The 25193-nt window shown below is 38.1% G+C and carries 26 protein-coding genes and 1 pseudogene; 10 read left to right on the plus strand and 17 right to left on the minus strand.

Annotated features, from left to right (window positions below):
- Window positions 1–31: 31 nt before the first annotated feature.
- The 9 genes from M030_RS0115445 to M030_RS0115485 all read right to left on the minus strand — a co-directional run bounded on the left by M030_RS0115445 (window position 32) and on the right by M030_RS0115485 (window position 6470).
- On the minus strand, window positions 32–811 hold the full coding sequence (locus M030_RS0115445) for an urease accessory protein UreD (protein ID WP_027374319.1): 780 nt from the start codon (window positions 809–811) through the stop codon (window positions 32–34).
- Window positions 812–1450, minus strand: coding sequence for an urease accessory protein UreG (gene ureG / locus M030_RS0115450; protein WP_027374320.1), 639 nt, complete (start codon window positions 1448–1450; stop codon window positions 812–814).
- A gap of 136 nt (window positions 1451–1586) precedes the next feature.
- On the minus strand, window positions 1587–2276 hold the full coding sequence (locus M030_RS0115455; protein ID WP_027374321.1) for an urease accessory protein UreF: 690 nt from the start codon (window positions 2274–2276) through the stop codon (window positions 1587–1589).
- A gap of 1 nt (window position 2277) precedes the next feature.
- Window positions 2278–2787: an urease accessory protein UreE gene (gene ureE / locus M030_RS0115460; RefSeq protein ID WP_027374322.1), complete on the minus strand. Its 510-nt coding sequence runs from the start codon at window positions 2785–2787 to the stop codon at window positions 2278–2280.
- Entirely contained in the window at window positions 2777–3427 is a 651-nt protein-coding gene (locus M030_RS0115465; RefSeq protein ID WP_027374323.1) for a hypothetical protein, read from the minus strand. The genes ureE and M030_RS0115465 overlap by 11 nt, the downstream gene beginning before the upstream one ends.
- Before the next feature lie 112 nt (window positions 3428–3539).
- On the minus strand, window positions 3540–5261 hold the full coding sequence (gene ureC / locus M030_RS0115470; RefSeq protein ID WP_027374324.1) for an urease subunit alpha: 1722 nt from the start codon (window positions 5259–5261) through the stop codon (window positions 3540–3542).
- A gap of 1 nt (window position 5262) precedes the next feature.
- On the minus strand, window positions 5263–5631 hold the full coding sequence (ureB, locus tag M030_RS0115475; RefSeq protein WP_027374325.1) for an urease subunit beta: 369 nt from the start codon (window positions 5629–5631) through the stop codon (window positions 5263–5265).
- 12 nt (window positions 5632–5643) lie between these two features.
- Entirely contained in the window at window positions 5644–5946 is a 303-nt protein-coding gene (ureA, locus tag M030_RS0115480) for an urease subunit gamma (RefSeq protein WP_027374326.1), read from the minus strand.
- A 158-nt stretch (window positions 5947–6104) separates the two neighbouring features.
- Window positions 6105–6470 carry a hypothetical protein gene (locus M030_RS0115485; protein ID WP_027374327.1) on the minus strand — a complete coding sequence of 122 codons (366 nt, stop codon included), beginning with the start codon at window positions 6468–6470 and terminating at the stop codon, window positions 6105–6107.
- Between the two features lie 405 nt (window positions 6471–6875).
- On the opposite strand from M030_RS0115485, the gene pruA reads away from it, so the two are divergent.
- From pruA to M030_RS0115500, 3 genes are all read left to right on the plus strand, one after another.
- A complete protein-coding gene (pruA, locus tag M030_RS0115490; protein WP_027374328.1) occupies window positions 6876–8501 on the plus strand; it encodes an L-glutamate gamma-semialdehyde dehydrogenase in 1626 nt (541 codons plus the stop codon).
- Window positions 8502–8875: 374 nt separating this feature from the next.
- Entirely contained in the window at window positions 8876–9019 is a 144-nt protein-coding gene (locus tag M030_RS0115495) for a hypothetical protein (RefSeq protein ID WP_228375255.1), read from the plus strand.
- 227 nt (window positions 9020–9246) lie between these two features.
- On the plus strand, window positions 9247–9456 hold the full coding sequence (locus M030_RS0115500; RefSeq protein ID WP_027374330.1) for a hypothetical protein: 210 nt from the start codon (window positions 9247–9249) through the stop codon (window positions 9454–9456).
- A gap of 392 nt (window positions 9457–9848) precedes the next feature.
- Here M030_RS0115500 and M030_RS0115505 read toward each other — a convergent pair whose 3' ends face one another.
- Window positions 9849–11474 carry a helix-turn-helix domain-containing protein gene (locus M030_RS0115505; RefSeq protein WP_027374331.1) on the minus strand — a complete coding sequence of 542 codons (1626 nt, stop codon included), beginning with the start codon at window positions 11472–11474 and terminating at the stop codon, window positions 9849–9851.
- A 297-nt stretch (window positions 11475–11771) separates the two neighbouring features.
- Between M030_RS0115505 and M030_RS0115510 the strand changes: the two genes are divergently transcribed.
- Window positions 11772–12932 (plus strand): thioredoxin family protein, encoded by a 1161-nt coding sequence (locus tag M030_RS0115510; RefSeq protein WP_027374332.1) that lies wholly within the window; start codon window positions 11772–11774, stop codon window positions 12930–12932.
- Between the two features lie 126 nt (window positions 12933–13058).
- Here M030_RS0115510 and M030_RS24330 read toward each other — a convergent pair.
- Window positions 13059–14077 (minus strand): annotated as a pseudogene (locus M030_RS24330) (3-oxoacyl-ACP synthase III family protein).
- 73 nt (window positions 14078–14150) lie between these two features.
- Here M030_RS24330 and M030_RS0115520 point away from each other — a divergent pair.
- On the plus strand, window positions 14151–15050 hold the full coding sequence (locus M030_RS0115520) for a CorA family divalent cation transporter (protein ID WP_027374333.1): 900 nt from the start codon (window positions 14151–14153) through the stop codon (window positions 15048–15050).
- A 285-nt stretch (window positions 15051–15335) separates the two neighbouring features.
- Complete coding sequence (locus M030_RS0115525) at window positions 15336–16922, plus strand: patatin-like phospholipase family protein (RefSeq protein ID WP_027374334.1); 1587 nt, start codon at window positions 15336–15338, stop codon at window positions 16920–16922.
- Window positions 16923–17132: 210 nt separating this feature from the next.
- Here the strand turns inward: M030_RS0115525 and M030_RS0115530 are convergent, their stop codons facing one another.
- Window positions 17133–17663, minus strand: a complete 531-nt coding sequence (locus M030_RS0115530; protein WP_027374335.1) for an NAD(P)H-dependent oxidoreductase — start codon at window positions 17661–17663, stop codon at window positions 17133–17135.
- Between the two features lie 89 nt (window positions 17664–17752).
- Between M030_RS0115530 and M030_RS0115535 the strand changes: the two genes are divergently transcribed.
- Complete coding sequence (locus M030_RS0115535) at window positions 17753–18136, plus strand: winged helix-turn-helix transcriptional regulator (RefSeq protein WP_027374336.1); 384 nt, start codon at window positions 17753–17755, stop codon at window positions 18134–18136.
- 116 nt (window positions 18137–18252) lie between these two features.
- The gene (locus M030_RS0115540; RefSeq protein WP_027374337.1) at window positions 18253–19008 is read left to right on the plus strand and encodes a M12 family metallo-peptidase; all 756 of its coding nucleotides are present in this window, start codon (window positions 18253–18255) and stop codon (window positions 19006–19008) included.
- A 100-nt stretch (window positions 19009–19108) separates the two neighbouring features.
- Here the strand turns inward: M030_RS0115540 and M030_RS0115545 are convergent, their stop codons facing one another.
- Window positions 19109–19669: a DNA-3-methyladenine glycosylase I gene (locus tag M030_RS0115545; protein ID WP_027374338.1), complete on the minus strand. Its 561-nt coding sequence runs from the start codon at window positions 19667–19669 to the stop codon at window positions 19109–19111.
- 155 nt (window positions 19670–19824) lie between these two features.
- Here M030_RS0115545 and M030_RS0115550 point away from each other — a divergent pair, with 155 nt between their 5' ends.
- Window positions 19825–20202 carry a hypothetical protein gene (locus M030_RS0115550; protein ID WP_027374339.1) on the plus strand — a complete coding sequence of 126 codons (378 nt, stop codon included), beginning with the start codon at window positions 19825–19827 and terminating at the stop codon, window positions 20200–20202.
- 48 nt (window positions 20203–20250) lie between these two features.
- Window positions 20251–21264 (plus strand): TQO small subunit DoxD, encoded by a 1014-nt coding sequence (locus M030_RS0115555; RefSeq protein WP_027374340.1) that lies wholly within the window; start codon window positions 20251–20253, stop codon window positions 21262–21264.
- Between the two features lie 58 nt (window positions 21265–21322).
- Here M030_RS0115555 and M030_RS0115560 read toward each other — a convergent pair whose 3' ends face one another.
- The 4 genes from M030_RS0115560 to M030_RS0115575 form a co-directional block, all read right to left on the minus strand.
- Complete coding sequence (locus M030_RS0115560) at window positions 21323–21670, minus strand: hypothetical protein (RefSeq protein WP_027374341.1); 348 nt, start codon at window positions 21668–21670, stop codon at window positions 21323–21325.
- Window positions 21667–21924: a hypothetical protein gene (locus tag M030_RS0115565; RefSeq protein ID WP_027374342.1), complete on the minus strand. Its 258-nt coding sequence runs from the start codon at window positions 21922–21924 to the stop codon at window positions 21667–21669. The genes M030_RS0115560 and M030_RS0115565 overlap by 4 nt, the downstream gene beginning before the upstream one ends.
- Window positions 21925–22410: 486 nt before the next feature.
- Complete coding sequence (locus M030_RS0115570) at window positions 22411–23988, minus strand: DHA2 family efflux MFS transporter permease subunit (RefSeq protein WP_027374343.1); 1578 nt, start codon at window positions 23986–23988, stop codon at window positions 22411–22413.
- Window positions 23989–24079: 91 nt separating this feature from the next.
- Window positions 24080–25183: an HlyD family secretion protein gene (locus tag M030_RS0115575; protein ID WP_027374344.1), complete on the minus strand. Its 1104-nt coding sequence runs from the start codon at window positions 25181–25183 to the stop codon at window positions 24080–24082.
- Window positions 25184–25193: the final 10 nt, after the last annotated feature.

Here is a 25193-nt window from a genome sequence, read left to right on the forward strand (position 1 = left end):
AGGGTTAAAATCTTGATAAGGCTACTCTGCGTTACCAAAGGATTTCCTGCACATGAAGAAAGAAATTATACATCAATTCTCCTCCATGGCCCAACGCTCTTACGACAAATCCGTTTTCTTCCATCGCAGAAACCCCTACTTCCATGTCTGCATGATGATGAGCAGCAGCTTCAACAATTTCTTCAATCAGGCCGTCTTTGTCTACATTCTCTTTTGTGCTGTAGAAAATTAAAGTTCCCTGATGGGTATATTGCTCAAGATTACCAATGCTGCTGATTGGGATCAGATCCGGCTGAATTACCACATTATCTTTAACTATCAACTTATTTCTGTGGTAGATTTCCATAATGTTCTGGAAGCGTTTTAGTTTAAAAACTTCTCCGTAATGCTTTCGTCCGCAGGTAATGATCTCGCTGATAATAATCTGACTGTTTTCCCCGATATGAATATGGGCTTTACTCTTAAAATTGGAATCTTCATGCGGAACAATAGGGTGCGGAACGTAAGCAAAAGAAGTTTCATCTTCCATAGTGACATTCAGTTCCTGAAGTGCCTTATCTTTCATATTAAACAGTCTTTGGTAAGACTGCGACTGCAGCTGAAGGGAAGCTCCTTTTTCAATCGTTACATCCAGGTGGTAATGGTCTCCGTCCAGAATTCCCGGAGAGGAGCTCATCACCATCTGATAAAGCTTTTTGTCACTTTTTCTCTGTCCTACAGAAACTACTCTGAACGGTAGTGAGACATAAAGATCTTTTACATATGATTCTCCCCCCTTGAATCCTGCGATAATGTTTAAACGACTATCCATTTATCTTACTAAGTTCGGTTCTTCAATTTCTTCAAGAAGTGCATATTTTTTGATCCATCCGATCACTTTATCCAATCCTTCATCCGTTTTAAGGTTTGTGAATACGAAAGGATTTCCTTTTCTCATTCTTCTTGCGTCATTTTCCATCACTTCGAGGCTTGCTCCGACGTGTGGCGCAAGGTCAATTTTGTTGATGATCAGTAAATCTGATCTGGTAATACCGGGCCCTCCTTTTCTGGGAATTTTTTCCCCTTCTGCCACATCAATAATAAAGATGGTAACATCGGCAAGATCCGGGCTGAAAGTAGCTGAAAGGTTATCACCTCCACTCTCGATAAGTACCAATTCAATTTCCGGGAAACGGGCTGCCAGCTCGTCTACAGCTTCAAGGTTCATACTTGCATCCTCACGAATAGCCGTATGAGGACAACCTCCTGTTTCTACTCCTATAATTCTGTCATGAGGAAGCAGACTGTTTTTAGCCATAAATTCCGCATCTTCTTTTGTATAGATGTCATTCGTGATTACTCCAAGATCATATTTCCCGAATAGTTTTCTGCTTAAACGTTCCAATAATGCAGTTTTTCCTGATCCTACAGGACCTGCAACTCCTACTTTTATATATTTTCTGTTTTCCATTTTGTTACATTTTACTTTGTTGTTGTTTAACGCTGAGAGCGTTAAGATTTTTTGATTGATTGTGAATATTTTCAGTTCGCCAGGGCGTTTCACTCTGCAAGGTTATTCACATTAGCCCCTCCGCCTATTTGTTTTTTTAAGACATATAAAGTCTTGAATACAGTCTTTCATGTTGCATACATCTGATATCAAAAGCCGTATTACAAAGCCCTACCATATCTCTGTCCAGCTCCATCGTTTCCCAAACCGTTTTTTCCATTACCGGATACAGGGAAAACAGGATGTCCTGTCCGTCGAGTTGACCCAGAGGCACCAATTTTACGGCATTGGTGATCATTCCGGCTACAGAAGTGTAATAGAACCCCAGAAGTGCTTCGTATAAAGGAATTTTCATCAGATAAGCATAGACTCCAAAGACGATACAGTAATGAGAATTGGCTTCTTTATTCCGGATTGCCTTTTCAAAAGCCTCCATAAAAGGGAAGTTCTCCCTTCTTTTAAAGATCTTTATTAATCTGAGACCAAGCTTCTGACTGGCCTGACGGATTTCTTTGGGACATTTGATCGAATTGCATTCATTATCCAGATTGATCAGTGCCTGCAAATCTCCTTTTTCTGCGGCTTTATACGCTAGTTTTACAAAAGCTCCGTCATTGAATTTAAGATTGTACTGAAGCATGTTCTGCACAAACTCTCTGGCAGTATCCACATTATGGACGATCCTTTCCTGCACATAGGTTTCAAGCCCGTTGGAATGGGTATAACCACCGATCGGGAGCGTAGGATCCGCAAGATGAAGCAGTCCTGATAAAAAATTGATATTCATATTATTCATCTTTTGGAGCAGCCATTTTTAAGATTTTAGTAAAAATTGTGGAACCTAGACTTCCGTGTCCGTGAGGTTCTACATTGGATTTAAGAAGATTCAGCAGTTTTACAGATTGTTTTTCCGGTTTAAAGCCACTTGCTTCCAGCCATCTGAACATAGGCATTTCAAACGGAAGCAGTACTTTGTCCTCCTGAATGAAAAGCGGAATATGTTTGTTTCCGATTTCATAGCAAACCGTTCCCATTTCTACAAGAGAAGCCGGTGCCATTACGATAGCTTCTGTTTCTAAAACATTGATGGCTATCACTTTTTCTGCATCTTCGAAAAGAATATCACCTTCACGCAGGCGTTGACCTTCTTTCAGAAATCTGACGGCGACATCAACTCCCTGCCTGGTCTTTTTGCGTTGGATTCTTTTGGTGGTTTCAAACCATTCCAGATCCAGATAATCTATAGTCTTTTCCGTTGGATTTTCGGTAAGATTGCCTATGGTTTGATTAATGATCATTTTTAGCCGATTTTTTTCTGAAGTCTAAATTTTTAGAAATACCAACCCCGAATGTTGATCCGCTGATTCCGGCTACATAGCTTTTCGTCCAGCCTTCTTCTTTGGTTTTAGTCTGAAGCATTGAAAGTTCTGCAAATTTGAATTTCAAAGCCCAGCCTCCACCTAGTAAAATCCCGATCAAAGGATAAGCACGAAGACGGAATCCGTTAAAATTCTGCATAGCATCCGCTGTTGTTGATTGTTGTTGCCCCCAAACATAGTGAGCATCCACTTGCCCGATCAGTACAAAATACTTCCCAAGCATTACAGAAGGGCTGTACCAAACTCCTGCTTCATTCTGTTTATACATGACATGATGATCTACAGTGTTTTGCGAATACGCATAATTAACTCCGATGAGATCATTATTATTGATAAAATATCCTACTCCCAACGGGGCACTTGAAACCGTGCTGCTACTGCTTGATGGTGTAGTGATTTTTGAGTAATCCAAAGAACCGTACACCATAAATTGCCCCTTTGGTCCCTCTTCATCGCTTTTAAGCCTGTGTCCTCCTAAAAACTGAGCACTTACATTACACGACAGTAATGACATTCCGGCTACAGCAAGAGAAAAAACTGTTTTATTTAAATATTTCATTCTGAACGTAGTTCTATCATTGTTTTTAAATTCTATAGGATCTATCTTTTTTGTTGTTAAATAAACCTAACAGGTCTTTGAAACCTGTTAGGTGTTATGGATAAGATTTATCTTAGAACAAGTAATACAACTGCGTTAAAGGAAGTGTCTCTGCCGGTTCGCAAGTAATATATTCACCATCTACCGTTACTTTATAGTTTTCAGGATTCACTTCAATTAAAGGAGTCTTATCATTATGGATAAGATCTTTTTTTCCAATATTTCTACAGTTTTTCACCGGAAGGATCATTTTTTCTAATCCATAGGAAGCAATCGTTCCGTTATCGATAGAGATCTGGGATACGAAGTTGGCACAAATACCATATTTTGCTTTTCCGTGGGCACCGAACATATTTCTGTAGATAATCGGCTGAGGTGTTGGAATAGAAGCATTCGGATCACCCATTTTAGCTGCGATAACAAATCCTCCTTTGACTATCATTTCAGGTTTGACGCCGAATAATGCAGGTTTCCAGATGACCAAATCCGCCAGTTTTCCTTCTTCAACAGATCCTACGTATTCTGAAATACCATGTGCAATCGCCGGGTTAATGGTGTATTTAGCCACGTATCTTTTAGCACGGTAATTATCGTTTCCGCTATCCTGATCTTCAGCTAAATCACCTCTCTGTTCCTTCATTTTACTTGCCGTCTGCCAGGTTCTTGTAATAACTTCTCCTGGTCTGCCCATTGCCTGAGAGTCTGAACTCATGATACTGAAAACTCCCATATCATGAAGGATATCTTCTGCTGCAATCGTTTCAGGACGGATACGTGAATCTGCAAATGCCACATCTTCAGGAATGTTTTTGCTTAAGTGATGGCACACCATCAGCATATCTAAGTGCTCATCGATTGTATTGATCGTGTAAGGACGCGTAGGGTTTGTAGAAGCCGGTAATACGTTTGGATACATTGCCGCTTTGATGATGTCCGGCGCGTGACCTCCACCTGCACCTTCCGTGTGGAATGTGTGGATTACTCTTCCGTTGATCGCTCTCATTGTATCTTCAAGGAAGCCACCTTCATTTAAAGTATCGGTATGGATGGCAACCTGAACGTCATATTTATCTGCTACTTTTAAAGCGGCATCAATTGTTGCAGGCGTTGCTCCCCAGTCTTCGTGAATTTTTACGCCTAATGCTCCGGCCTCCACCTGCTCTTCTATTGGTTCTTCTGCTGAACAGTTTCCTTTTCCGAAGAATCCAAGGTTCATCGGATATTCTTCTGCTGCTTCAAGCATTTTCTGCATATTGAATTTCCCTGGAGTTACCGTCGTAGCGTTTGTTCCGTCGTTTGGTCCTGTTCCCCCACCAATCATTGTAGTGATTCCACTATACAAAGAAGTTTCAATTTGCTGCGGGCAGATGTAGTGAATGTGCGTATCAATTCCTCCGGCAGTTACGATATATCCTTTTCCACCATGCACTTCAGTAGAGGCACCAATAATCATGTTTGGAGATACTCCGTCCATGGTATCAGGGTTACCAGCTTTACCGATTCCTACGATTTTACCGTCTTTAATTCCGATATCACCTTTTACGATTCCCCAGTGATCGATGATTACTGCTCCGGTGATACAAAGGTCAAGAACGCCTTCATTTCTTTTGGCAGTAACATTTTGTCCCATCCCGTCACGAACGGTTTTTCCTCCTCCGAAAACGGCTTCATCTCCGTAATGGGTAAAATCTTTTTCAATTTCAATAATAATTTCAGTGTCTCCCAGTCTGATTTTATCTCCGGCTGTAGGACCTAATATATTGGCGTATTGTTTTCTGTCTACGTGTAAGCTCATCTTACTGATTTTTAAAGTTTAATTCCTGAACTTTTGCAAGGCTTGCTTTTTTCTGATCTTCAGAATCTACCTGTCCATCAACAAGATTATTGAAGCCCATTGCTTTTTTGGTTCCTCCTATTTCTACCAATTCCACTTCTTTTTCTTCTCCCGGTTCGAAACGTACTGCAGTGCTTGCTACAATATTCAGTCTCTTTCCGAAAGCTTTTTCGCGGTCAAAGCTCATTGCTTTATTGACTTCAAAAAAATGAAAGTGTGAACCTACCTGGATGGGGCGGTCTCCTGTATTGGTAACTTTGATTTTCACCGTTTCTCTGCCTTCGTTGCAGATAATAGTGCCTTCTTTTACAAAAATTTCTCCTGGTATCATGATCAGTAGGGATTAGCGGATTGGGTTGTGTACGGTTACCAGCTTCGTTCCATCAGGGAATGTCGCTTCAATTTGCACATCATGGATCATTTCTGCCACGCCTGGCATTACATCCTCTTTGGTCAGAAGATTGGCGCCGTCCTGCATCAGCTCAGCAACTTTTTTTCCATCTCTTGCTCCTTCAAGCAGGAAGTGACTGATCAATGCAATGGATTCTGGATAGTTTAATTTCAGGCCTCTGGCTTTTCTTTTCAGAGCGAGTTCGCCTGCCAGAAATAGCATAAGCTTTTCCGTTTCTCTCGGTGTTAAGTGCATAGTATGTTTATTTAAAATTGGACAAACAATATCCTGTTCACCTTTCTGAAAAGGCAAATAGAAATGTTCAGAAAATGTAAATTGGGAATGAGTCTGATGGATCCGTATTTATGCAATACAAACCATAACAAATCATTACAAGTTTAAAAAATGAGGGATTAGCAGCCCGCTATTTGAAGAGAATGATACAGAATGTATCTTGGTGCTGTAATGTAAATACGGTTTTGAACGGCCGCAACCGGAGCAGTAAAGGTATACTTTGCAAAGAAATAGTGCAACCATTGCTGAGCAAGTATGGAATAATCAAATTTTACCTTCTCCCAATCATTGGAGTCCTGAATATCCTGTGCGTCCGAAAAACTGTAGATTTCAGGCTGGGAATGTTCATCCGATTTTTGTTGAAGAAGATGTATTTTTGATAAAAGGTCAGAATAGGGTTGAGTTTTTGCCTTATGTACAAAATGACTTGTGCATAAAGTTAAAAAAAACAATATAAAAGAGAAAAATACGACTCTTTTTTTCATACCCTGGAAATAATGGTGTAAAATTATAACAATCTCCCATCACAGGCTATCAAAAAAAATATTTAAAATGTTCAAAATCGCAACAAACGTAATTTTACGTATTTTTAACATTTAGTTATAATTCCTTTATTTACAATACTTAATCAGGGTTGATGAACTATGACAAATATTTTATTGTCCCAGTTCCTATAATTATGGGAAACCAGAGCTTTTTTTGCAACACTTGAATAAATACAACAAATACATTCATTTTTTTTATTTTTTCTTATAAAAAAGCCACCATTCTCCAAGCAATACCTATAATTTCAGTTTAATTGATAAAAAGCTGCAGTATTTTTTCTTTCCTTATAATTATCGTAAATTTGTATACAAGATACTTTTAATAAAAAAATAATACAACGTAATATGTCAAAAGCAATTTCGCAAGTACCATTAGCGGTAAACGAGCCGGTAAATTCATACGAACCGGGATCTCCGGAAGTTAAAAGCCTTATCGACACCTACAAAAAGATGTGGGCTGAGAAAGTAGAAATCCCAATGATCATCAATGGAAAGGAAGTAAAAACTGACAATAAAGTTCAGCTTCAGTCTCCTCAGGATCATGCTCACGACTTCGGATTTTACTACCAGGGTGGTATGCAGCATGTGGATGACGCTATCAACGCGGCATTGGCAGCTAAAGAAGCATGGAATGCACTAGGTTGGGAACAGCGTGCAGCTATTTTCCTAAAAGCAGCTGATCTTTTAGCAGGTCCTTACAGAGATGTTATTAATGCAGCTACGATGATCGGACAGTCTAAAAATGTTCACCAGGCTGAAATTGATTCTGCTTGTGAATTTATCGACTTCTTAAGATTCAATGTAGAGTTCATGACAGAAATGTATGCTGAGCAGCCGGTTTCTGACAACGGAATCTGGAACCGTGTAGAGTACAGACCATTAGAAGGATTCTGCTTTGCAGTAACTCCGTTCAACTTTACAGCTATTTCAGGAAACCTTCCTACTTGTATGGCTATGTTAGGAAACGTTGTGGTATGGAAGCCTTCTGATAAGCAGGTTTATTCTGCAAAAGTAATCATGGATGTATTGATTGAAGCGGGTCTTCCTGCTGGTGTTATCAACATGATCTTTACAGATGGTAAAGAAACAGCTGAAAAAGTATTGGCACACAAAGACTTTGCAGGTCTTCACTTCACAGGATCTACTAAGGTATTCCAGGGAATGTGGAAAATGATCGGTGATAATATCCACAACTACAGAACTTATCCTAGAATCGTGGGAGAAACGGGTGGTAAAGACTTCGTTATTGCTCACCCTTCAGCTAACGTAGAAGCTGTGGCTACTGCTTTGGTAAGAGGTGCTTTCGAATATCAGGGGCAGAAATGTTCTGCAGCTTCAAGAGCTTATATTCCTAAATCTCTTTGGGCTGATGTGAAAAAAGTAATGGAAGCTCAGATGAGCACGATCAAAATCGGTTCTCCTGAAGATCCATCTAACTTCGTGAACGCTGTAATTGACAAAAATTCTTTCGAGAAATGCAAAGGATATATCGACAGAGCGAATGCTTCAGGTGAAGCTACAGTAGCTATCGGTGGTAAATACGACGATGCTAAAGGATGGTTTGTACACCCTACGGTAATTGAAACTACAAACCCTCAGTACGAAAGTATGGTAGAAGAAATCTTCGGACCAATCTTATCTGTATTTGTATATGAAGATCAGGACTGGAAAGAAACACTAAAATTAGTTGATTCTTCTTCTCCTTATTCACTAACAGGTTCTGTATTCTCTCAGGACCGTTATGCAATTGCTGAAGCTTATAAAGCGTTGGAAAATGCATCCGGTAACTTCTACATCAACGACAAGCCAACAGGTGCTGTAGTAGGTCAACAGCCTTTCGGAGGTGGTAGAGCTTCAGGAACTAACGATAAAGCAGGTTCGAAAATGAATCTTCTAAGATGGACATCTGTAAGAAGCATAAAAGAAACTTTTGTTTCTCCTAAAAACTACAAATATCCATACTTAGGATAATAAGTAATGAGTAATAGGTAATGAGAATTGTTGCCTGTTCTTTCAATACAGCCTCGGAATTTCGGTTTCGGGGCTTTTTTATGAATGATGGGGTTTACAGCATTTCAAGATTCAAAGTTCAAGGTTTAAGATTAATTGTCTTGATAGAAATCAATTTGGTCCGCACCTACTTTAATACTCTAATATCTCTAATCTCCACTTACCTAACATCTTTTAACAAACTTTACCTATATTTTACGACTTTATAACCCATATTAGGAATAATAGTTGTTTTTTCATAATACACCCCAAAATAAAATTGTATGAAAAAGTTATTGCTAACAGCTATCGGAATAGGCATATTTGCAGTGAGCTGTGGAACCAAAGAGTCATCTATGTCGACCGGTACCCGTGATTCTGCAATGGACAAATCCAGAACAATGTCACCAGTTGCCACAGACACGATGAAGACAAAGAAAATGAATCCTGACAGTATCAAGATGAAAAAGGATTCAGCGGTGATGGCTCCTGTCAAATAGATTTTATATCGTTTAATTTAAAATGGAAAATCTGCAGATGAAAGCTCTGCAGATTTTTTGATGAATAATATGAGGATAAAGATTGTAAGAGGTTTGGGCTAAAGCCAAATGAAATCATTTAATTATGCTGAGATCCGAATATATAGTAATTATTTAACAACAAGATCTTTTATCTTTTATAAAATGCTTATATTTGATTAAAACCAAACATTCAAAATAATAGAATTATGAACAAATTATTGATAGGAGCCATTCTTGCACTTTTTTTTCTGGGAAGCTGTGCTCAAAACAAGGAGAAAAGAGAAGAATTTAAGGATGCTCACAATAAAGATTCTTTAAGAAACAAAATGGGAGACTCTGCAGTAGCTAATTCTGAGCCGGCAACAGCCACTCCCGATACTACCCAAGCAAAAACAGACCCTACAAAAACGAAATAAAAAACCACAAATCCGCAGATGTTCTGCGGATTTGCACTTAAAAAAACTTGACTGAAAAAAAACCGGGCAATCAACCCCGATTATATTGTTACGAATCCCTTATCAGAATATCTTTTTAACCTGATAAAAGAGGAACTGAAGTTATCCCAGATAATGAAATACTCGCGAGCTCCTTATATAAAGTTTCATGGTTCGGGCTGGTGTTTTTGTTTTAAGTATGCTTTACGTTCTGAAAAAATTCCTTCAGAAAAATAAAGAAATCAGTTGGAGTACACTGCTAGACATTCCCTCTAAAACTGCCACAAAGATAGTGTAGCAGGCGCATCAGATAAAATATTAGGTTAGCCATTTTCGCGAAAATAGCAAGTACGGATGAAAAAAATCACCTGCTTTTAATCATTTTCGCGAAAATGGATATTCCGGTCTGAGCCATTTTCAGCATCAAGATGCTTGATATAGGCTGAAGGGGAAAAATCGGTGACCGCTTTAAAGACCGCCGCAAATTTACTGTGTGAAGAGAAGCCGCACTCATCTGCAAGAATACTGATTTTGTATTGTCTGTACTTCTCATCATTAATCAGTTTATCCACAATATAATTGATTCGTAAACGATTGATATAGGTTTTAAAATCGGTATTTTTGTGTTGATTAATGACGTAAGAAAGATATTTGGTATTGGTATTTAGTTCTCCGGCAAGAAAAGACAGGGACATGCCTTTGTTGTTGTAAAGCTGTCCTTTTTCAAATTCTTCAAGAAGTTCCAGTAATTTTGATTCTGTTTCGGAAGTCATCAGTGAATCATTCCTTCTCCTATCGGCTTCGCTGTCTTTTTCATCAATTTCTTCCACAGAAATATTGGCAAACTCAAGATTATCATTCGATTTGAAAAGGTGTACATTATGGGTAATCGGGCGTAATTGTGTTCTGATAATGCTTCTTAGTTTTGAACGTTGCCGTTTCTGAGTAACCCTGAAAAAGATAATCAGTCCGACGAGCGATACGAAAAGAAGAAGAATAGCCGTATTTTTCACCACATTCATTCCGCTACTTTTTTTGGTATTTTTATTGAGCGGAGCTTCGAGGTCTTTCATTCCGAACCCCTGGTTACGGGCAGCAATACTGTCATAAGCCCTTACATATTTTATCGCATACAAAGAAGCCTTGAAGTCATCGCCCGTTCCTTCGTAATAATCGTTGATGTTAGAATATACTGCTTTCTTAAGTTTAAGGCTACGGGAAGTATCTGCAATTTTTTCTGCTTTTTTTAAATACAGTTCGGCATCTTTCCAGTTTTCCTGTTTCAAGCGTATTCCTCCCAGTCCGTTATACACCAGGCCTAAAATACAGCTTCCTTCCTTCAGTAATTTTTCGGCCTTTCGGTAATAATTTTCAGAAACGGGATAGTCATTAAGTTTAAAATAGATATCACCCAACAATTGATAAGAAGCTGCTTCCGTTCTATCTTCCTGCTCGCTTTCTATTTTCCCGAAATACTGTAATGAGGATTCAATAGAGCGAATGGCATCTGTGTAATGTCCCATTTCCATCTGGTAGTAGGCCATTTCCTGATTGAGTAATCCTGCCATTTCACTTCTTTTATGGGGATCAGTAATTTTCAGAGAGGCTTCGAGACCTTTTACAATATATTTTTTTGACCTTTCCTGAAGACCTACCTGACGGTATTGTTTTGCCAAAAGTCGGTTGATGTATGCCAACCATTCCTGGCTGTTCATCTGATTAATTAGTGAATGCGCATTTTCGCTGTAGCAGATGGCTTTTTTAAATTCTCCTGCATAGTGATAAAGTTCCGATGAAAGAATCAGGCTTCTCACCTTTTCCTCCGGTTTTTGGGCGGCCATATAAAGGGAGTCAGCAGTTTTTAATGCTTGGGGCAGGTTTTTATGGGAGGTTACCACAGAAGTTCTCTCACAGATCTGTTCGAAACGGTCTTTTTTCTGTGCAAATAGGGGAATTGCTGTAGCAAGCAAAAACAAAAATTTCAGTAATCTTTTAGGCATAAAAAAACAAATTATTACTTTTATAATAATTCATCATTTTTTCATTGGGTGTCTTTTTGTTTTTTACAAAACTACTAATATTTTAGTTTTAATTAAAATATTCCACTGTAATTTAATCATTTAACTAAAAAATAAATTTACATTAATTTTAATAATATGTTTAAAATAATAAATGATTTTCTTTTTTACCATCTTAAATATATATTAAAAACAATCTTCTCACCGAATTATTTTTGATATGACCAACTTAATTGTCATCATATTGATTACATTTGCATGGAATGAATAAAAAGTTTTATGAAAAAAATAGCAATACTTTCATCCCTGTTTATAGGAGCTATAGCCTTTGCACAGGGAATTAAATTTGAAGACGGCAACTTTGCGTCTATCCTGGCAAAAGCAAAAAAAGAGAACAAACTTATTTTCGTAGATGCCTATGCATCATGGTGCGGACCGTGTAAGCTTATGGTAAAAAATATTTTTCCGCTTAAGAACGTGGGAGATTATTACAACTCGCATTTTATCAATGCTAAAATTGATATGGAAAAAGGAGAAGGTATTGATCTGGCTAAAAAGTATAATGTTAAAGCCTTCCCTACCTACCTGTTTATAGACGGAAACGGTGAGGCCGTACACAGAACGCTGGGTTATGTGGAAGAAAAGGATTTCATCCAGTTTGCAAAAGATGCTGAAGATCCGGGTAAAAGATTAACAGCATTAAAGCAAAAATTTGAAAATGGGGAAAAAGATCCTGAATTTTTGAAGAATCTGGCGATGCTCACCATTTATAATGACACTGATTTTGCAGGGAAGGTCCTCAACCGTTATTTCCAACAGAAAGCATCTCTTGATCAGGATGATGTTCAATTACTTCTTGCAGCCACTCAAAGTACTGAAAGTCCCGTATACAAAATATTCCAGGACAAAAAAGCTGATATCACTAAAATTTTCCCGGAGGATCAATATAAAAAAATTGATAAGAATATCCAATTAAATACAATAGCAAAGAAAGCTTACAATGCTGACACCAAAACATGGGATGATACCTATTTCCTTACAGAAACTCAAAAGTTTTTAAGCAAGGAAGAAGCTGATAAAGTGTTAAAAAGGATGAAGGCCAACAGAGCTTTAAAAAACAAGGATATTCCAACATATGAGAAACTGGTTCTTGAGCTTTATAAGGATATCTCTGCTACAAGTTCCGAAGAATTGAATTCACTGGCCTGGAATTTCTTTGAAAATGTAGATAATAAAGCTTCTCTGGATAAGGCTGTGGCCTGGGCACAGGAGTCTGTTAAAAAAAATCAGAACTATGCCAATACAGATACTTTAGCCAATCTTTACAACAAGATCGGAGATAAGAAAAATGCAAAATTATGGGCTGAAAAATCTATTGAACTGGCGAAAAGCACCGGTCAGGATTCTTCTGATACAGAGAAATTATTGAAGAGCCTCTAAACACGGCTCAGGATAAAAAAGTAAAAACCGCAGAATAGTTTCTGCGGTTTTTTTATTGTATTGATAAAAACAAAAATCAACTTATATTTAAGTCAGGAGAATTTTATTCCTTCATTCTTTCTCCGATTAATATTCAAAAAGAACGCTTCCCCATGTAAATCCGCTACCGAAAGCAGAAAGAAGGACTAGGTCTCCTCTTTTAATTTTTCCCTGCTCAATAGCCTCGCTTAAAGCAATCGGAATAGAAGCAGCAGTTGTGTTCCCGTATTTCTGAATATTATTAAAGATTTTATCGTCCGGTAATCCGAATTTCTGCTGAACAAACTGAGCAATTCTCAGGTTTGCCTGATGGGGAATAAACATATCCAGATCTTCAATTGATTTTCCGGCTTTATTCAAAGCTTCCATCATAGTCTCAGGGAATCGTGTTACCGCATGTTTGAATACAAAGTTTCCGTTCATAATAGGATAAACTTCTTTGTTGGTAACATTTTCCGGCTCTTTTCTCATTCTGTCGCTCCAACCGAACTTGGATCCCGGGAACTGTGTGCATAGTCCGCATATTTCCCTTCGGAATGCATATTTACAGCTAATACATCTCCTGCATTTTCATCTTCTGTGGCAGAAAGAACAATAGCCCCTGCCCCGTCTCCGAAAATGACTGATACTCCTCTTCCTTCGTCAGAAAAATCCAGTCCGAAAGAATGTACTTCAGCTCCCACAACCAGGATATTTTTGTATGTTCCTGATTTAATAAAGGCATTCGCAACGCTCATCGAGTATACAAATCCTGAACATTGATTTCTCACGTCCAAAGCACCAATGGTATCGCATCCCAGCATATCCTGAAGCAATACTCCGCATCCCGGAAAATAATAGTCCGGAGAAAGAGTGGCAAAAACAATATAGTCAATATCCTTCGCGGTGAGCCCAGCATTTTTAATAGCTTTTTCAGCAGCTTTATATCCTAGGTAAGCAGCTGTTTCCTGAGAATCATTTCTATTTTTACGATGTCTTCTTTCTTTAATACCTGTCCTTTCCGTAATCCATTCGTCATTTGTGGTCATTAGTTTTGCCAGATCGTCGTTGGTCACAACATTATCCGGAACATAAAATCCTACACCTTTTATGGTACTTTTAATCATATAGTTTTTTAATTTTGGCAAAGATAAAACTTATTTAAAACATAGTATTTCAAAATATTAGTATTTTTACTTTATGCCAATTGAAACAATATACAGAAGTGCCCACTGTGAGTGGGTAGATGTAGAGTCTCCCACTGCAGAAGACCTTAGATTCCTTCATGAAAGATATGAGATCAACAACCTCCTTCTGGAAGATACCATAGACCCCAACCACCTTCCCAAGTATGAGGAAGACGGAAATGTAAAGTTTTTCCTTCTTCGTGAAAGTACGGAACTGGAGAGGAAAAACCTCAATACGATCAGTGATATCAGCACTAAAATAGGAGTTTTTCTGCTTGGAAATACTATTATCACAGTACACAGGATGAAAACGCGAAGTATTTCCGATACTAAAAAGACCATTGCAACGATTCAGGAAGATGTCACCCCACAAAAAGTACTTTTAATGATTGCTATTCTGATTATGAAAAGTTTTGATGATGAATCTTTGAGCCTTTTTGAAACTATGGATAATATTGAGAATGAGATTTTCCTTAAAAATACAAACCATACAAGCCAGATCCGAAGATTGTATAAACTGAAGCGGAAATCCGGACTAAACTCACGGGTTCTGGTCATTTCTACAGATGCTATAGACAAGTTTAAATTATTGGACCTTCAGGATTCTGAAATTGTCGATTTAAAGGATAAACATAAAGATGTTGTCGCCGATTTTGATCACTTGAATATACAGATCACCAATCTTATTTCTATGTTTTTGGCTCTTTCAGATCAAAAGGCCAACCAGGTTATGAAGGTTCTTGCCATTTACTCGGTATATTTCTTACCTATTACCTTTATTGCCGGAGTCTACGGTATGAACTTTGAAAATATGCCCGAACTCCATCATAAACATGGTTATTTTATTACTTTGGGAGTAATGGCAACGGTAGTGATCAGCACTTTCATCTATGTGAGACGCAGACAATGGTAGATTTTTTAAGACTGCACAAGGCTTAAAAGTCATTATAATTGCCAGTCATTTTGTATCCTCTCTATTTGCAGCAGAATATTAGTGTATCTGACAGAACGGCTGAAAAAGTGAACGGTTTATTTGCCACGAATTCACGAATAATTTTTATTCGTGAATTCGTGGCAAAAAACTTTATGTATTACGAACTTTGCATTAAAAAACACTCTTGATTTTACAAATAATTAAGTAATTTAGGGATTGCTTCCCCAAGGCATACCATGAAGCAACACGCCAAAATAAAATACTATGAAAACTGAAGACCTGAATACAATTCTGAAAGATGATTCTCTATCCGGAGCCTCCAAAGATAAGCTAGTGGCATTGCATCAGAATATTTCTTCTAAAGAGTTCTCAGATCTTTTAGATGAATATGGTCATCAGTATGTGGAATTTGTACAGGAAGGCGGTGGTGTCTGGGGAAGTGCACTGGTAGGTTATCTGTATGGACTGGAAATCTTCGGGGTCCGTTTTCTGAAAGTTGCCGGAACGAGTGCAGGAGCAATAAATACCATGCTTATAGCCGCCTGCAGAACAAAAGAAGAGGCTAAGAGCGATGTTATTAAAGACATTTTGTTCAGCTGGGATTTTTCAGATTTTATGGATGGAAAAACGTATGTAAAGACGACACTCCATGCCATGCTGAATAATAAGAATTTCTTTAAAATCAATGCTATCCTGGCTATTATTTTTATTGTCATTCTTATCATTACTCCTTTTGCTATTCCTTCAGGGACGATACTGAATGCAAAGCTGATGTTCCTTATTCCATTAGTTCCAGCCTTAATCTTATTTTTCTGTATCAAAAAACTGTATCATAACTTCAGGAAAGAAAACAGCGGTCTGAACCCCGGAAATGTCTTTTTAGATACCATGAAAAATGCGCTTGATGGTTTCGGAGTAAAGACGGTAGCCAACCTCAATGAAAAATTTATCCAGAAAGAATATAATCTTAACCTGAATTACCGGTACGGAAACAGGGATGAATATTATACCATTGCGCTTCAAAGTATCGAAAAGATTAAGGTTAAAAATCAGGAACACATTGATGAAACTAGGTACAAAATATTCTATAACAGCGTTGTAAACAATGATTATTACAGAAATAATCCTTTTTACCAACTCAGATCGGAATATGTGGTCATCACGACGGATATTAATGCCAAAATAAAGGTAGAACTGCCTACTATGGCGAATTTGTACTGGTCGGAAGAGGAACTCAAGCACATCAGCCCGGCTGAATTCGTGAGAGCATCCATGTCTGTTCCTTTTTTCTTTGAACCTTTTCAGAAAAGCATCAACAAAAATGATGATTCTGTAAAGTATGCCTGGAAGTTCTGGATGAATACCAAACAGGAAGATATTAATTCTGTGGGTGTATTTATCGATGGTGGCAGTATTTCCAACTTTCCGATTGATCTTTTTCACGCAGATGAAGTGTTCTATCCGCGTCTTCCTCTCTTTGCGGTACAGCTCACCAGCGATTCCGGTATCCTTTCTGAAAGAGGAAAAACAAGTGAAGAAATTATGGCTACTCCTTTCAGTTATGCCGGGAATATCATCAGTACCCTGAAAGGTTTTAATGATAAGACTTTTCTCACCAAGCACAGTTTTTACCGACTTTACAGTATACAAACCGTTAATTGCGGAACCAGCAGCTGGCTGAATTTCTTTATGAAAAAGGAAGAAAAAGAAGATCTTTTCAACAGAGGTTTTCAGGCAGCCCTGGATTTTTTGAATCAATTTGACTGGGAAAAATATAAATATGAGCGAATGATGCTCACCATGAAAGAGAAAAAAATTCTGAAAGAAGAAGATACGCCAACTGTGGGATAAGGAATTTTGAGTATTTCAGAAAAAATATCAGTTGAAACTAATTATTGAAATGCAATGATCACCATAGAAAAGAGGGGAATTAATCAATATTCCCCTAAATTAAAGAACAAGGGCTAATCAAAACAAGGGCTAATCAAGTAGCTTCAACTTACAATACTAAAAAAATAATTAGCTTTTCTACGTTTATATTCTGATTAGCCTTTCGGCTGATTATAACTTATCCAAAAACTCCAGATACATCGGAACACTCCTCTCAATCCATTCATCGGAAGAATCTCTTTCTATTCCGTAGTACACGAAAGGTTTGATATATTCTGCTTGTATATAATCAAAGGTCAGTTCATAGGGTCTGAAAAGCTCGTTCATTGTATATTTATATTCTCCCGAGGCTGTATAGCCATCTTCATCGATTCCGGCTGTGACAGCCAGCGACATTTTCTTTCCTGCCAGTTTAAAACCACTATTGCTTCCATAGGCCCAGCCGTATAACACTACCTCATCGAGCCATTGTTTTAAAAGTGGCGGACTGCTGAACCAGTAAAATGGAAACTGAAACACCACTTTATCATAAGCTTCCATGAGTTCCTGTTCCCGGCTCACGTCTATCTTTCCGTCGGGATAGGCTTCATATAGTTGATGTACTGTATATTTTTCAGGGTATTTCTTCAGTTCTTCAATCCATCTTTTATTGATGACGGATTTCTCAATTTTAGGGTGAGTGACAATTATTAACGTTTTCATTACTTTACATTTCTGATACAAAAATAATATACGTAACTTACATTTCGTATATAAGCTACCCATTGTAGGATACTATAAAAAAAGTAAGTATGACTAAAATAAAGGAAACCTCAACCAATTTTGCCAATAAAAAAGCCCTTGCTGATGAATGCCCGGAAATCTACGCTTCGAATCTTATCGGAGGACAATGGTCACTGGCTATTTGTTGTTATCTGGTTAATGGTAAAATGAGATTTGGAGAACTTAAAAAGAAGCTCCAGAATATTACGGAACGGATGCTTACCCTACAGCTCAGAAGACTGGAAGAAGATAAAATTGTCACCAGAACAGTCTTTGCTGAAGTTCCTCCGAGGGTAGAATATGAGCTTACAGAAATCGGCTACAAGCTGAAACCCATCATTCTGGAATTCGAAAAATGGGGTAAAGAACATAAGGCTTTACTCGAAAATGATTGTAAAAACAACAATAACTAAGGTTTCATTTCATCAAAATCCGACAACAAACTAAGGTTCGTTGGTAATTTTTCATTAAAATTGAATATAATTTTTATTTTCAGTATTATTGCAGTGTTTATTTTACACAAAACGATATGATCAAAAAAATTATTCCACTTTTATTAGCTTTTGCTTTAGTGTTATCTTGTAGCAGAGATAATAATGAATTTAACAACGGTACATCAGATTATAATCACTCCCGTTCGGTAGGAGCGTCTGCTAATGATCTTTTAAGCAACAACAGGTATAACTCGTTGTCAATAGAGATTCAATACATGCCCGGATATGCACCGGATTCACAGGCTATAGAACATGTAAAAAATTTCCTTGCTACCTCCTTGCGCAAAGATAACGGGATCAAAATCAGTCTGCGGGAAATTCCCGGCACTTCTGCTTCCACTTTGTCTGCCGAAGATATCAGAAAGATTGAAAATACCAACCGTACGGTGTTTACCAATGGTACTACAATGGCAGTCAATATCCTGTATACCAACGGACAATATACGGGTAGCGCCAATACTTTAGGGATCACTTACCGAAACACCTCTATTGCCTTATTTGGAAAAACAATACATGACAATTCCGGAGGAGTGGGACAGACAAGCAGAACTAAACTGGAAGCAACCGTTCTTGAACATGAAATCGGACATTTGTTGGGATTAGTCGATTTGGGATCATCAATGCAGGTTGACCACAAAGATTCATCGAATGGTAATCACTGCAACAATAAAAACTGTCTGATGTACTATGCCTCTGAAACTACAGATATTTTAGGGTTTATTATCACAGGTTCCATCCCACAGCTGGATACGAACTGTAAGGCAGATCTTAAAGCCAATGGCGGAAAATAGTTTTCAAATTATAATAAAAATCAGGACGTGAGATTTCATGTCCTGATTCTTGAAAAAGTAACCGTTTCCCGGAAATACTGGTGATCCCCGAATATTTATACTACTTCTTTATCGTTTGTTTCCACAGAGGTTTCCGGGCCAACACTTTAGAATGAATGGGACAAGTCTCTGCATGAGCACCTTCTAAATATCCTGTACTCATCAGAAATTCGTTCACAATTTCACCACCTGTGAATTTGAATTTTTTTTTGAATAATTTCATCCATTCCTGTAATGTTTTAGGATGGTGATGTTCAAGCCATTTTTGAAAGGAACCAAATTCATCCTGCAAAGCAATGATAGTTCTGGCATTTTCAATGGCGGCATTTACCTTTAGTTTATTTCTGATAATCCCGCTGTCACTCAGTAGCCTTTCGCGATCGCTTTCTGTATAAGCTGCAATTTTCTGAATATCAAAATTATCATAGGCTTTCCTGAAGTTTTCTTCTTTTTTCAGGACCGTTTCCCAGCTCAAACCCGCCTGATTTATTTCGAGAATCAGTCTTCCGAATAATTCATTATCATCATGAATTGGAAATCCGTAATAATTATCATGGTAGTTTTTATGCAGCTGTTTTCGGCTTTCAGGCTGCATCCCTTCTATAGCTAAACAATAACTCATTGAAATATCTGTTCTAGTTTGACGATGTAAAGATAATACAGGATTGTGACAACTGTTAGTCAGTAGGATTTATTTTTTGAACCTTAAAGATATTACAGGGATGAATTTGCACAATTTATTAAGCTAAAATTAAAATAAAGTGTAGTTTTGCAATAATGTCAGACACCAGAATCCATATCAAAATGTACAAAGCAGTCATTACGATGCTTATACTGGTGTTCTCCCTATCGCCATGTTCTGTAAAAAGAAATGTTCTTGATATTTTCGACATTCAATATATCAGTGGTTTAAACAAGGTAAAGGTAACCTCCGGACTTTCCTTACACTGTGATATTTCTACAACTTCCTCCGGTATCTCCTGTGCAAAAACCAAGACAGAAAACGAATCCAAAGGATCTTTTTGGGAAATTAATGCTGCCATAAGGAATCCGGGACAAGAAAAACCTTGTCTCAATAAATATTCGGGGCATACTACAGGAAACAGCCCGCCAAAGTATATTTTATTTAAAAGACTGAAATTGGATCTGGCTTAAAATTCCTTAAGCCTCATCATCAGTTTTTTACAATATAATATCACTTCAATGAAAAATACAAAAAACAACCAGTCTTATGACCTGGCTGGATTATACACTTTATCGCTCCGAATGGTTATCGGATGGACCTACTTTTCAGCATTCTGGCGAAGACTTATTCTTGAAAACAAACTTACTCCCGATGAAAACGGATATATCGGAGAAAAATTCAACCATTTTCTACCCAATGCTCTGGGAATCAAACCTATCATTGAGTATCTGGTCACTCACCCGGATTCTTTACAGAGGTCTATGATGACCTTTACCATTATTGAGGCCGTTGTAGGCTTACTGATTATACTTGGATTTTTCACCAGACTTATGAGTATCGGAATTTTCAGCCTAGCTCTGGGAATCCTTCTGGGGTCGGGCTGGCTGGGAACGACCTGTGTAGATGAATGGCAAATTGGTGTTCTGGGAGTTGCAGGTGGTTTTGTATTGTTTCTTACAGGAAGCAGTACCTATTCCATTGATCATTATTTCATCAAAAAAAGCAAAAGCTTTACATATTCAACATGGTTCCGATGGCTAGGTTCCGGCCCTTTACCTGTAGTTAACGTAAAAAGTTTTGTACTGGCAGGTTCCCTAATCATTTTTGGACTTACCTTATACACCAACCAATATTTCCATGGAGGCGTATGGGGAACGTTACACAATAAATCTGTACAACCGAAGATCGAAATCTCGAATATTTCCCATGAGAAATCGCTTCTGAAATTTCAGCTGTACAGAACTGAAGGAGCGGATGTCTACGGTTCATTTTTAATCGGAATCCATATTCTTGACAAAAACGGGAATGTTTTAAAGGAACTTTCGCACACGGATCTTTCAAAATTTGCTCAAGAAAATATCGAAAACCATTATGTGGCTAAAATCCGGTCCGGGAAACACAGTCTTGTAATTCCTCTTGGTGCTAAAGCTGATATCAGCATTAATATTGGAGATATCATTCAAAAAAGTGAGATCCATACTTTAAAGCTGATTGATATCAGTGGAATTGAATGGGTAAAAACTCTCAGATAATCATAGCTGGAGCGGGCCTTAAGGCCCGCTCCAGTTAATTTTTGCACACATTATTTCTTTAATTCGCATTTTTCAAAGCAATAATCCTATAGATACATGAACTGTCCGTATCAAGCTTCAATACTTCTATATGCAGTAAAACATCCAGCCCCATAGTATCGCATACACCTTGTATAAAAGGTTTTATAACCGGCCATTGTAACAGATCTGCAATTTCCAGATTCTGTGTGATTCTATGGTAGCGGTCTGTTCCTTTTATCAACATTTCAACTTTCTGATCATTTAATTCTTTAAATTCAAAATTATATTCGGGACTGGATGTAAAAATTGCTGCAATAAATATTTTAACCACACTCGGAATCCCAAAGGGTAAGTCCGGCTTTACTCCTAAAGTTCTGAGGGTCATTTCGTTCCAAGATCATACATAAAGGCGCTCGAAAGCTGCTCAACCGACTCAGGACCAAAAAGTTTCCCTGATTGTTTAAGCAACCCTCCGTAGAATAATCCGGTGATATCGGACAAACGCTGTATTAATTCTGTAAAAGTTCCGGGAAAAAAATCTGAGATGATCTGATCCTGATCCATTTCAGGAAGATAGATATCATTTTTTCTGAAACTGGATAACGCCAAAAAGGTTTCCGGCAATTGTTTATTATTCATGGTAAAGCTTTGTAAATGTCATGGGATAATTGTAGGTAAGAAATTGAACTACCTTCATTTCACATTCTGACAGGAAAAACCTTTCGTATCATCCTGTTTAGTCTATCCGGAAACCGACTTTCAGAAACCGGTAACACACCTTTACATTGATGAAAGGCAGCAATACCATTATGCCAACGGTATCATCAATCTGATCTAGGAATCATTTTTATGACAAGCATTGTGAAGCTTGCACTCGTCTTTGCCTGTGGGAAAGACATGATGAGAGTGAGGGAATCTGTTCATATTTTTTCATTTGGTGATGTAAAGCTAAAGAAAATAAATAAATTCTCCAATAAGTGACATTATTTTTACCTTAAAATAATAATAAATTAATATGAAGACTTACATTTTAATTGAATATGAAAAACAAAGGCTTAACGGGTCAAAAAGACGCGGTTATTCCATAAAAAAACCTCCGAAGTGTTTCGGAGGTTGTCATAAAATTTAGTGCATGGCTTCACTCAAATCTATTTTTTCTTTACTCTTTCTTTCTTTAATAAATAAGATAAACGGAATACATATTAAAAATATTACTCCGAGGTAAAGAAATACATCCATATAGGATAATACTGTTGCCTGTTTGGTGACTGACAAATCAAGCATTTTATACGCCGCATTCATTGCTGCATCAGGAGTCATTCCTTTAGCCATAAAATTGGCTTTTAATGCGGCAAGTCTTTGCTGGACATCAAAGCTGTTTTGATCCAGATGCGAAATTAAATTATTCCTGTATTTCTGGCCTGCATTAGCGATGAAGGTGGTAATGGCCGCAATACCGAATGAACCGCCCAACTGTCTCATCATTCCTGTAAAGGCTGCACCCTGTCCGATTTCCTGGCCTTTCAGTGTACTTAATGACAAGGAAGTAATCGGAATGAAGAGCAATCCAAGCCCGGCTCCCCTTACAATCAGCATCCAGAAGAAAGCATCTTTACCGGTATCAGGAGTCAGGATTTTATATCCCCAGAAACTATAGACAAAAAAGATAAACAATCCTAGAGATACCAGGATCTGCTGTTTAGCACCTTTTGCAAGCAATCTGCCGATAATAGGCATCATGAAAGCGGTCGTCAGCGCTGCCGGAATCATCAGTGCACCAGACTGCAGCGCCGTCCAGCCTAAAATACTTTGTGTATAAAGAGGAACAATGAATGTCGAACCATACAGCCCGAATCCCAACACAAATGACATCATTGTTCCGATTCTTAAATTACTGTTTTTAAGGACTCTAAGCTCCACAATCGGATACTTAAAGGTAAGCTCACGCCAAAGGAATAATATAAATCCTAAAATGGCCGCTATGGTAAACGCTACAATCATTCCGCTTGCAAACCAGTCTTCTTCATGCCCTCTTTCCAGGATAAACTGTAGAGATCCGACTGTTATAGCCAGTAAGGCAATACCTATCCAGTCTACATCCGATACTTTACGTTTTTCCGCATATTTCGGGCTTCTTACGAACTGAAGCGTCATCAGAGTCGCTGCAATACCAATCGGAATATTGATATAGAAAATATAAGGCCAGCTGAAGTTATCCACGATGTATCCTCCCAGTGGCGGACCTAACGTTGGGCCGATAATTACTCCCAACCCATAGATAGCCTGAGCCATACTTCTTTTTTCAATCGGATAAGATTCCGTAATGATCGTCTGTGAAGTAACCAGTAAGGCTCCCCCACCGATTCCCTGCATCAATCTGAAAAATACGAGTTCCCAGATATTGGTCGCATTTCCACACAGAAATGAAAATACGGTAAATATAATGATGGAGGCCGCAAAGTAATTTCTACGCCCAAACTGCTGAGACAACCAGCTCGTCATCGGTACGATAATTACGTTCCCGATGGCATAGGCTGTAATTACCCAACCTACTTCAGAAAGTGTGGCTCCAAGGTTACCCTTCATCTCGTTCAGGGCAACATTCACAATCGTGGAGTCCACAATCTCAAGAAGGGCGCAAAGAATAGCCGTAATCGTAATGATTACTCTTCGGGCTCCATATTCTACTAATGAATCTTGCATAATTTTATTCGAATATTTGTATTAATGTAAAATGTAGGATGTATTAATGATTCAATTCATCAAGAATACATTTTACGTAAGTACATGAATACTATTTCAAGGAAACTTCTGCTTTCACGTTCATCCCTGTTCTTAATCTTTTTGCAATATTTTTATCTAGATTTACAAAATCGATCTTTACAGGAAGTCTCTGCACTACTTTAACGAAGTTACCACTTGCATTATCCGGAGGCAGAATAGAGAACGTAGCTCCTGTTGCCGGAGAGAATGAGCTTACCACTCCATCAAACTCCTGATCAGGGAATGCATCAATCTCAATTTTCACCTTTTGTCCTTCGACCATCTTATCCACCTGTGTTTCTTTGAAGTTGGCAACTACCCATTTCTGGTCGTTTTTCACCAAGGCAAACAATTGTGCACCTGCCTGCAGATACTGGCCTGCCTGGGTAGGTACTTTTCCTACGTATCCGTCTTCAGGAGCTACAATTACAGTGTATGATAAATTTAATCTTGCATTTTCAACATCTACTTCTCTTTGTTTTGCCATTGAACTTGCTACACTGATCTGTTGAGAACTTGCCGCAGTCTGTGAAGAAGCGATAGTCGTCTGCTGAGCAATCTGGTTTCTTTGTTCTACCAATACCTGAAGCTGCTTATCTGCTGATTGTTTTGCCGCCAAAGCCTGCTCATATTGTTGTTCTGTAATCGAATGATCTTTTACAAGATTAGCATATCTTTTTAAATCTTGTGAAGTTTTCCAAACATTTACTTTTGCCGCTTCAATCTGTGCGTTTGCTGTAGCTACAGCTGCCTGAGAGCTGTTGATATTTTTAGAAGTCGCCGTAGTAGTAGCTTCAGCAGTTGAAATATTGCTTTTTGCTGTTGCCAGTGCTGCCTGTGACTGATCAAGGGCCATCTTCTGATCTCTGTTGTCTAAAATAACCAATGTATCTCCTTTCTTCACAAATTGATTGTCTTTCACTTTTACTTCAGCCACATATCCTGAGATTTTAGAGATTACCGGTGCCATATTGGAAGCAATCTGAGCATCGTCCGTCTCTTCATGATACTGTCCGTAGGTGTAAGCTCTGTAACCGTAGATTCCTCCCCCGATGACAACAGCTGCTAAAATGATAGGAAAGACTAAACTTTTTTTCTTTTTAGGTTCAGCTACCTGTGTATTATTATTTTCCATTTTGGTTTCG

Origin of the sequence: Chryseobacterium sp. UNC8MFCol (assembly GCF_000482305.1) — a bacterium.
GTDB lineage: Bacteria > Bacteroidota > Bacteroidia > Flavobacteriales > Weeksellaceae > Chryseobacterium > Chryseobacterium indologenes.

Coding starts and splice junctions, on each gene's coding strand:
- pruA (WP_027374328.1), top strand. CDS start 6,876: ATGTCAAAAGCAATTTCGCAAGTACCATTAGCGGTAAACGAGCCGGTA.
- M030_RS0115555 (WP_027374340.1), top strand. CDS start 20,251: ATGAAAAATACAAAAAACAACCAGTCTTATGACCTGGCTGGATTATAC.
- ureG (WP_027374320.1), bottom strand. CDS start 1,450: ATGGAAAACAGAAAATATATAAAAGTAGGAGTTGCAGGTCCTGTAGGA.
- ureA (WP_027374326.1), bottom strand. CDS start 5,946: ATGCACTTAACACCGAGAGAAACGGAAAAGCTTATGCTATTTCTGGCA.
- M030_RS0115545 (WP_027374338.1), bottom strand. CDS start 19,669: ATGAGTTATTGTTTAGCTATAGAAGGGATGCAGCCTGAAAGCCGAAAA.
- M030_RS0115520 (WP_027374333.1), top strand. CDS start 14,151: ATGCCAATTGAAACAATATACAGAAGTGCCCACTGTGAGTGGGTAGAT.
- M030_RS0115445 (WP_027374319.1), bottom strand. CDS start 811: ATGGATAGTCGTTTAAACATTATCGCAGGATTCAAGGGGGGAGAATCA.
- ureE (WP_027374322.1), bottom strand. CDS start 2,787: ATGATCATTAATCAAACCATAGGCAATCTTACCGAAAATCCAACGGAA.
- M030_RS0115510 (WP_027374332.1), top strand. CDS start 11,772: ATGAAAAAAATAGCAATACTTTCATCCCTGTTTATAGGAGCTATAGCC.
- ureB (WP_027374325.1), bottom strand. CDS start 5,631: ATGATACCAGGAGAAATTTTTGTAAAAGAAGGCACTATTATCTGCAAC.
- M030_RS0115570 (WP_027374343.1), bottom strand. CDS start 23,988: ATGCAAGATTCATTAGTAGAATATGGAGCCCGAAGAGTAATCATTACG.
- M030_RS0115540 (WP_027374337.1), top strand. CDS start 18,253: ATGATCAAAAAAATTATTCCACTTTTATTAGCTTTTGCTTTAGTGTTA.
- M030_RS0115550 (WP_027374339.1), top strand. CDS start 19,825: ATGTCAGACACCAGAATCCATATCAAAATGTACAAAGCAGTCATTACG.
- M030_RS0115530 (WP_027374335.1), bottom strand. CDS start 17,663: ATGAAAACGTTAATAATTGTCACTCACCCTAAAATTGAGAAATCCGTC.
- M030_RS0115455 (WP_027374321.1), bottom strand. CDS start 2,276: ATGAATATCAATTTTTTATCAGGACTGCTTCATCTTGCGGATCCTACG.
- M030_RS0115575 (WP_027374344.1), bottom strand. CDS start 25,183: ATGGAAAATAATAATACACAGGTAGCTGAACCTAAAAAGAAAAAAAGT.
- M030_RS0115500 (WP_027374330.1), top strand. CDS start 9,247: ATGAACAAATTATTGATAGGAGCCATTCTTGCACTTTTTTTTCTGGGA.
- M030_RS0115525 (WP_027374334.1), top strand. CDS start 15,336: ATGAAAACTGAAGACCTGAATACAATTCTGAAAGATGATTCTCTATCC.
- M030_RS0115505 (WP_027374331.1), bottom strand. CDS start 11,474: ATGCCTAAAAGATTACTGAAATTTTTGTTTTTGCTTGCTACAGCAATT.
- M030_RS0115560 (WP_027374341.1), bottom strand. CDS start 21,670: ATGACCCTCAGAACTTTAGGAGTAAAGCCGGACTTACCCTTTGGGATT.
- M030_RS0115465 (WP_027374323.1), bottom strand. CDS start 3,427: ATGAAATATTTAAATAAAACAGTTTTTTCTCTTGCTGTAGCCGGAATG.
- M030_RS0115495 (WP_228375255.1), top strand. CDS start 8,876: ATGTCGACCGGTACCCGTGATTCTGCAATGGACAAATCCAGAACAATG.
- ureC (WP_027374324.1), bottom strand. CDS start 5,261: ATGAGCTTACACGTAGACAGAAAACAATACGCCAATATATTAGGTCCT.
- M030_RS0115485 (WP_027374327.1), bottom strand. CDS start 6,470: ATGAAAAAAAGAGTCGTATTTTTCTCTTTTATATTGTTTTTTTTAACT.
- M030_RS0115535 (WP_027374336.1), top strand. CDS start 17,753: ATGACTAAAATAAAGGAAACCTCAACCAATTTTGCCAATAAAAAAGCC.
- M030_RS0115565 (WP_027374342.1), bottom strand. CDS start 21,924: ATGAATAATAAACAATTGCCGGAAACCTTTTTGGCGTTATCCAGTTTC.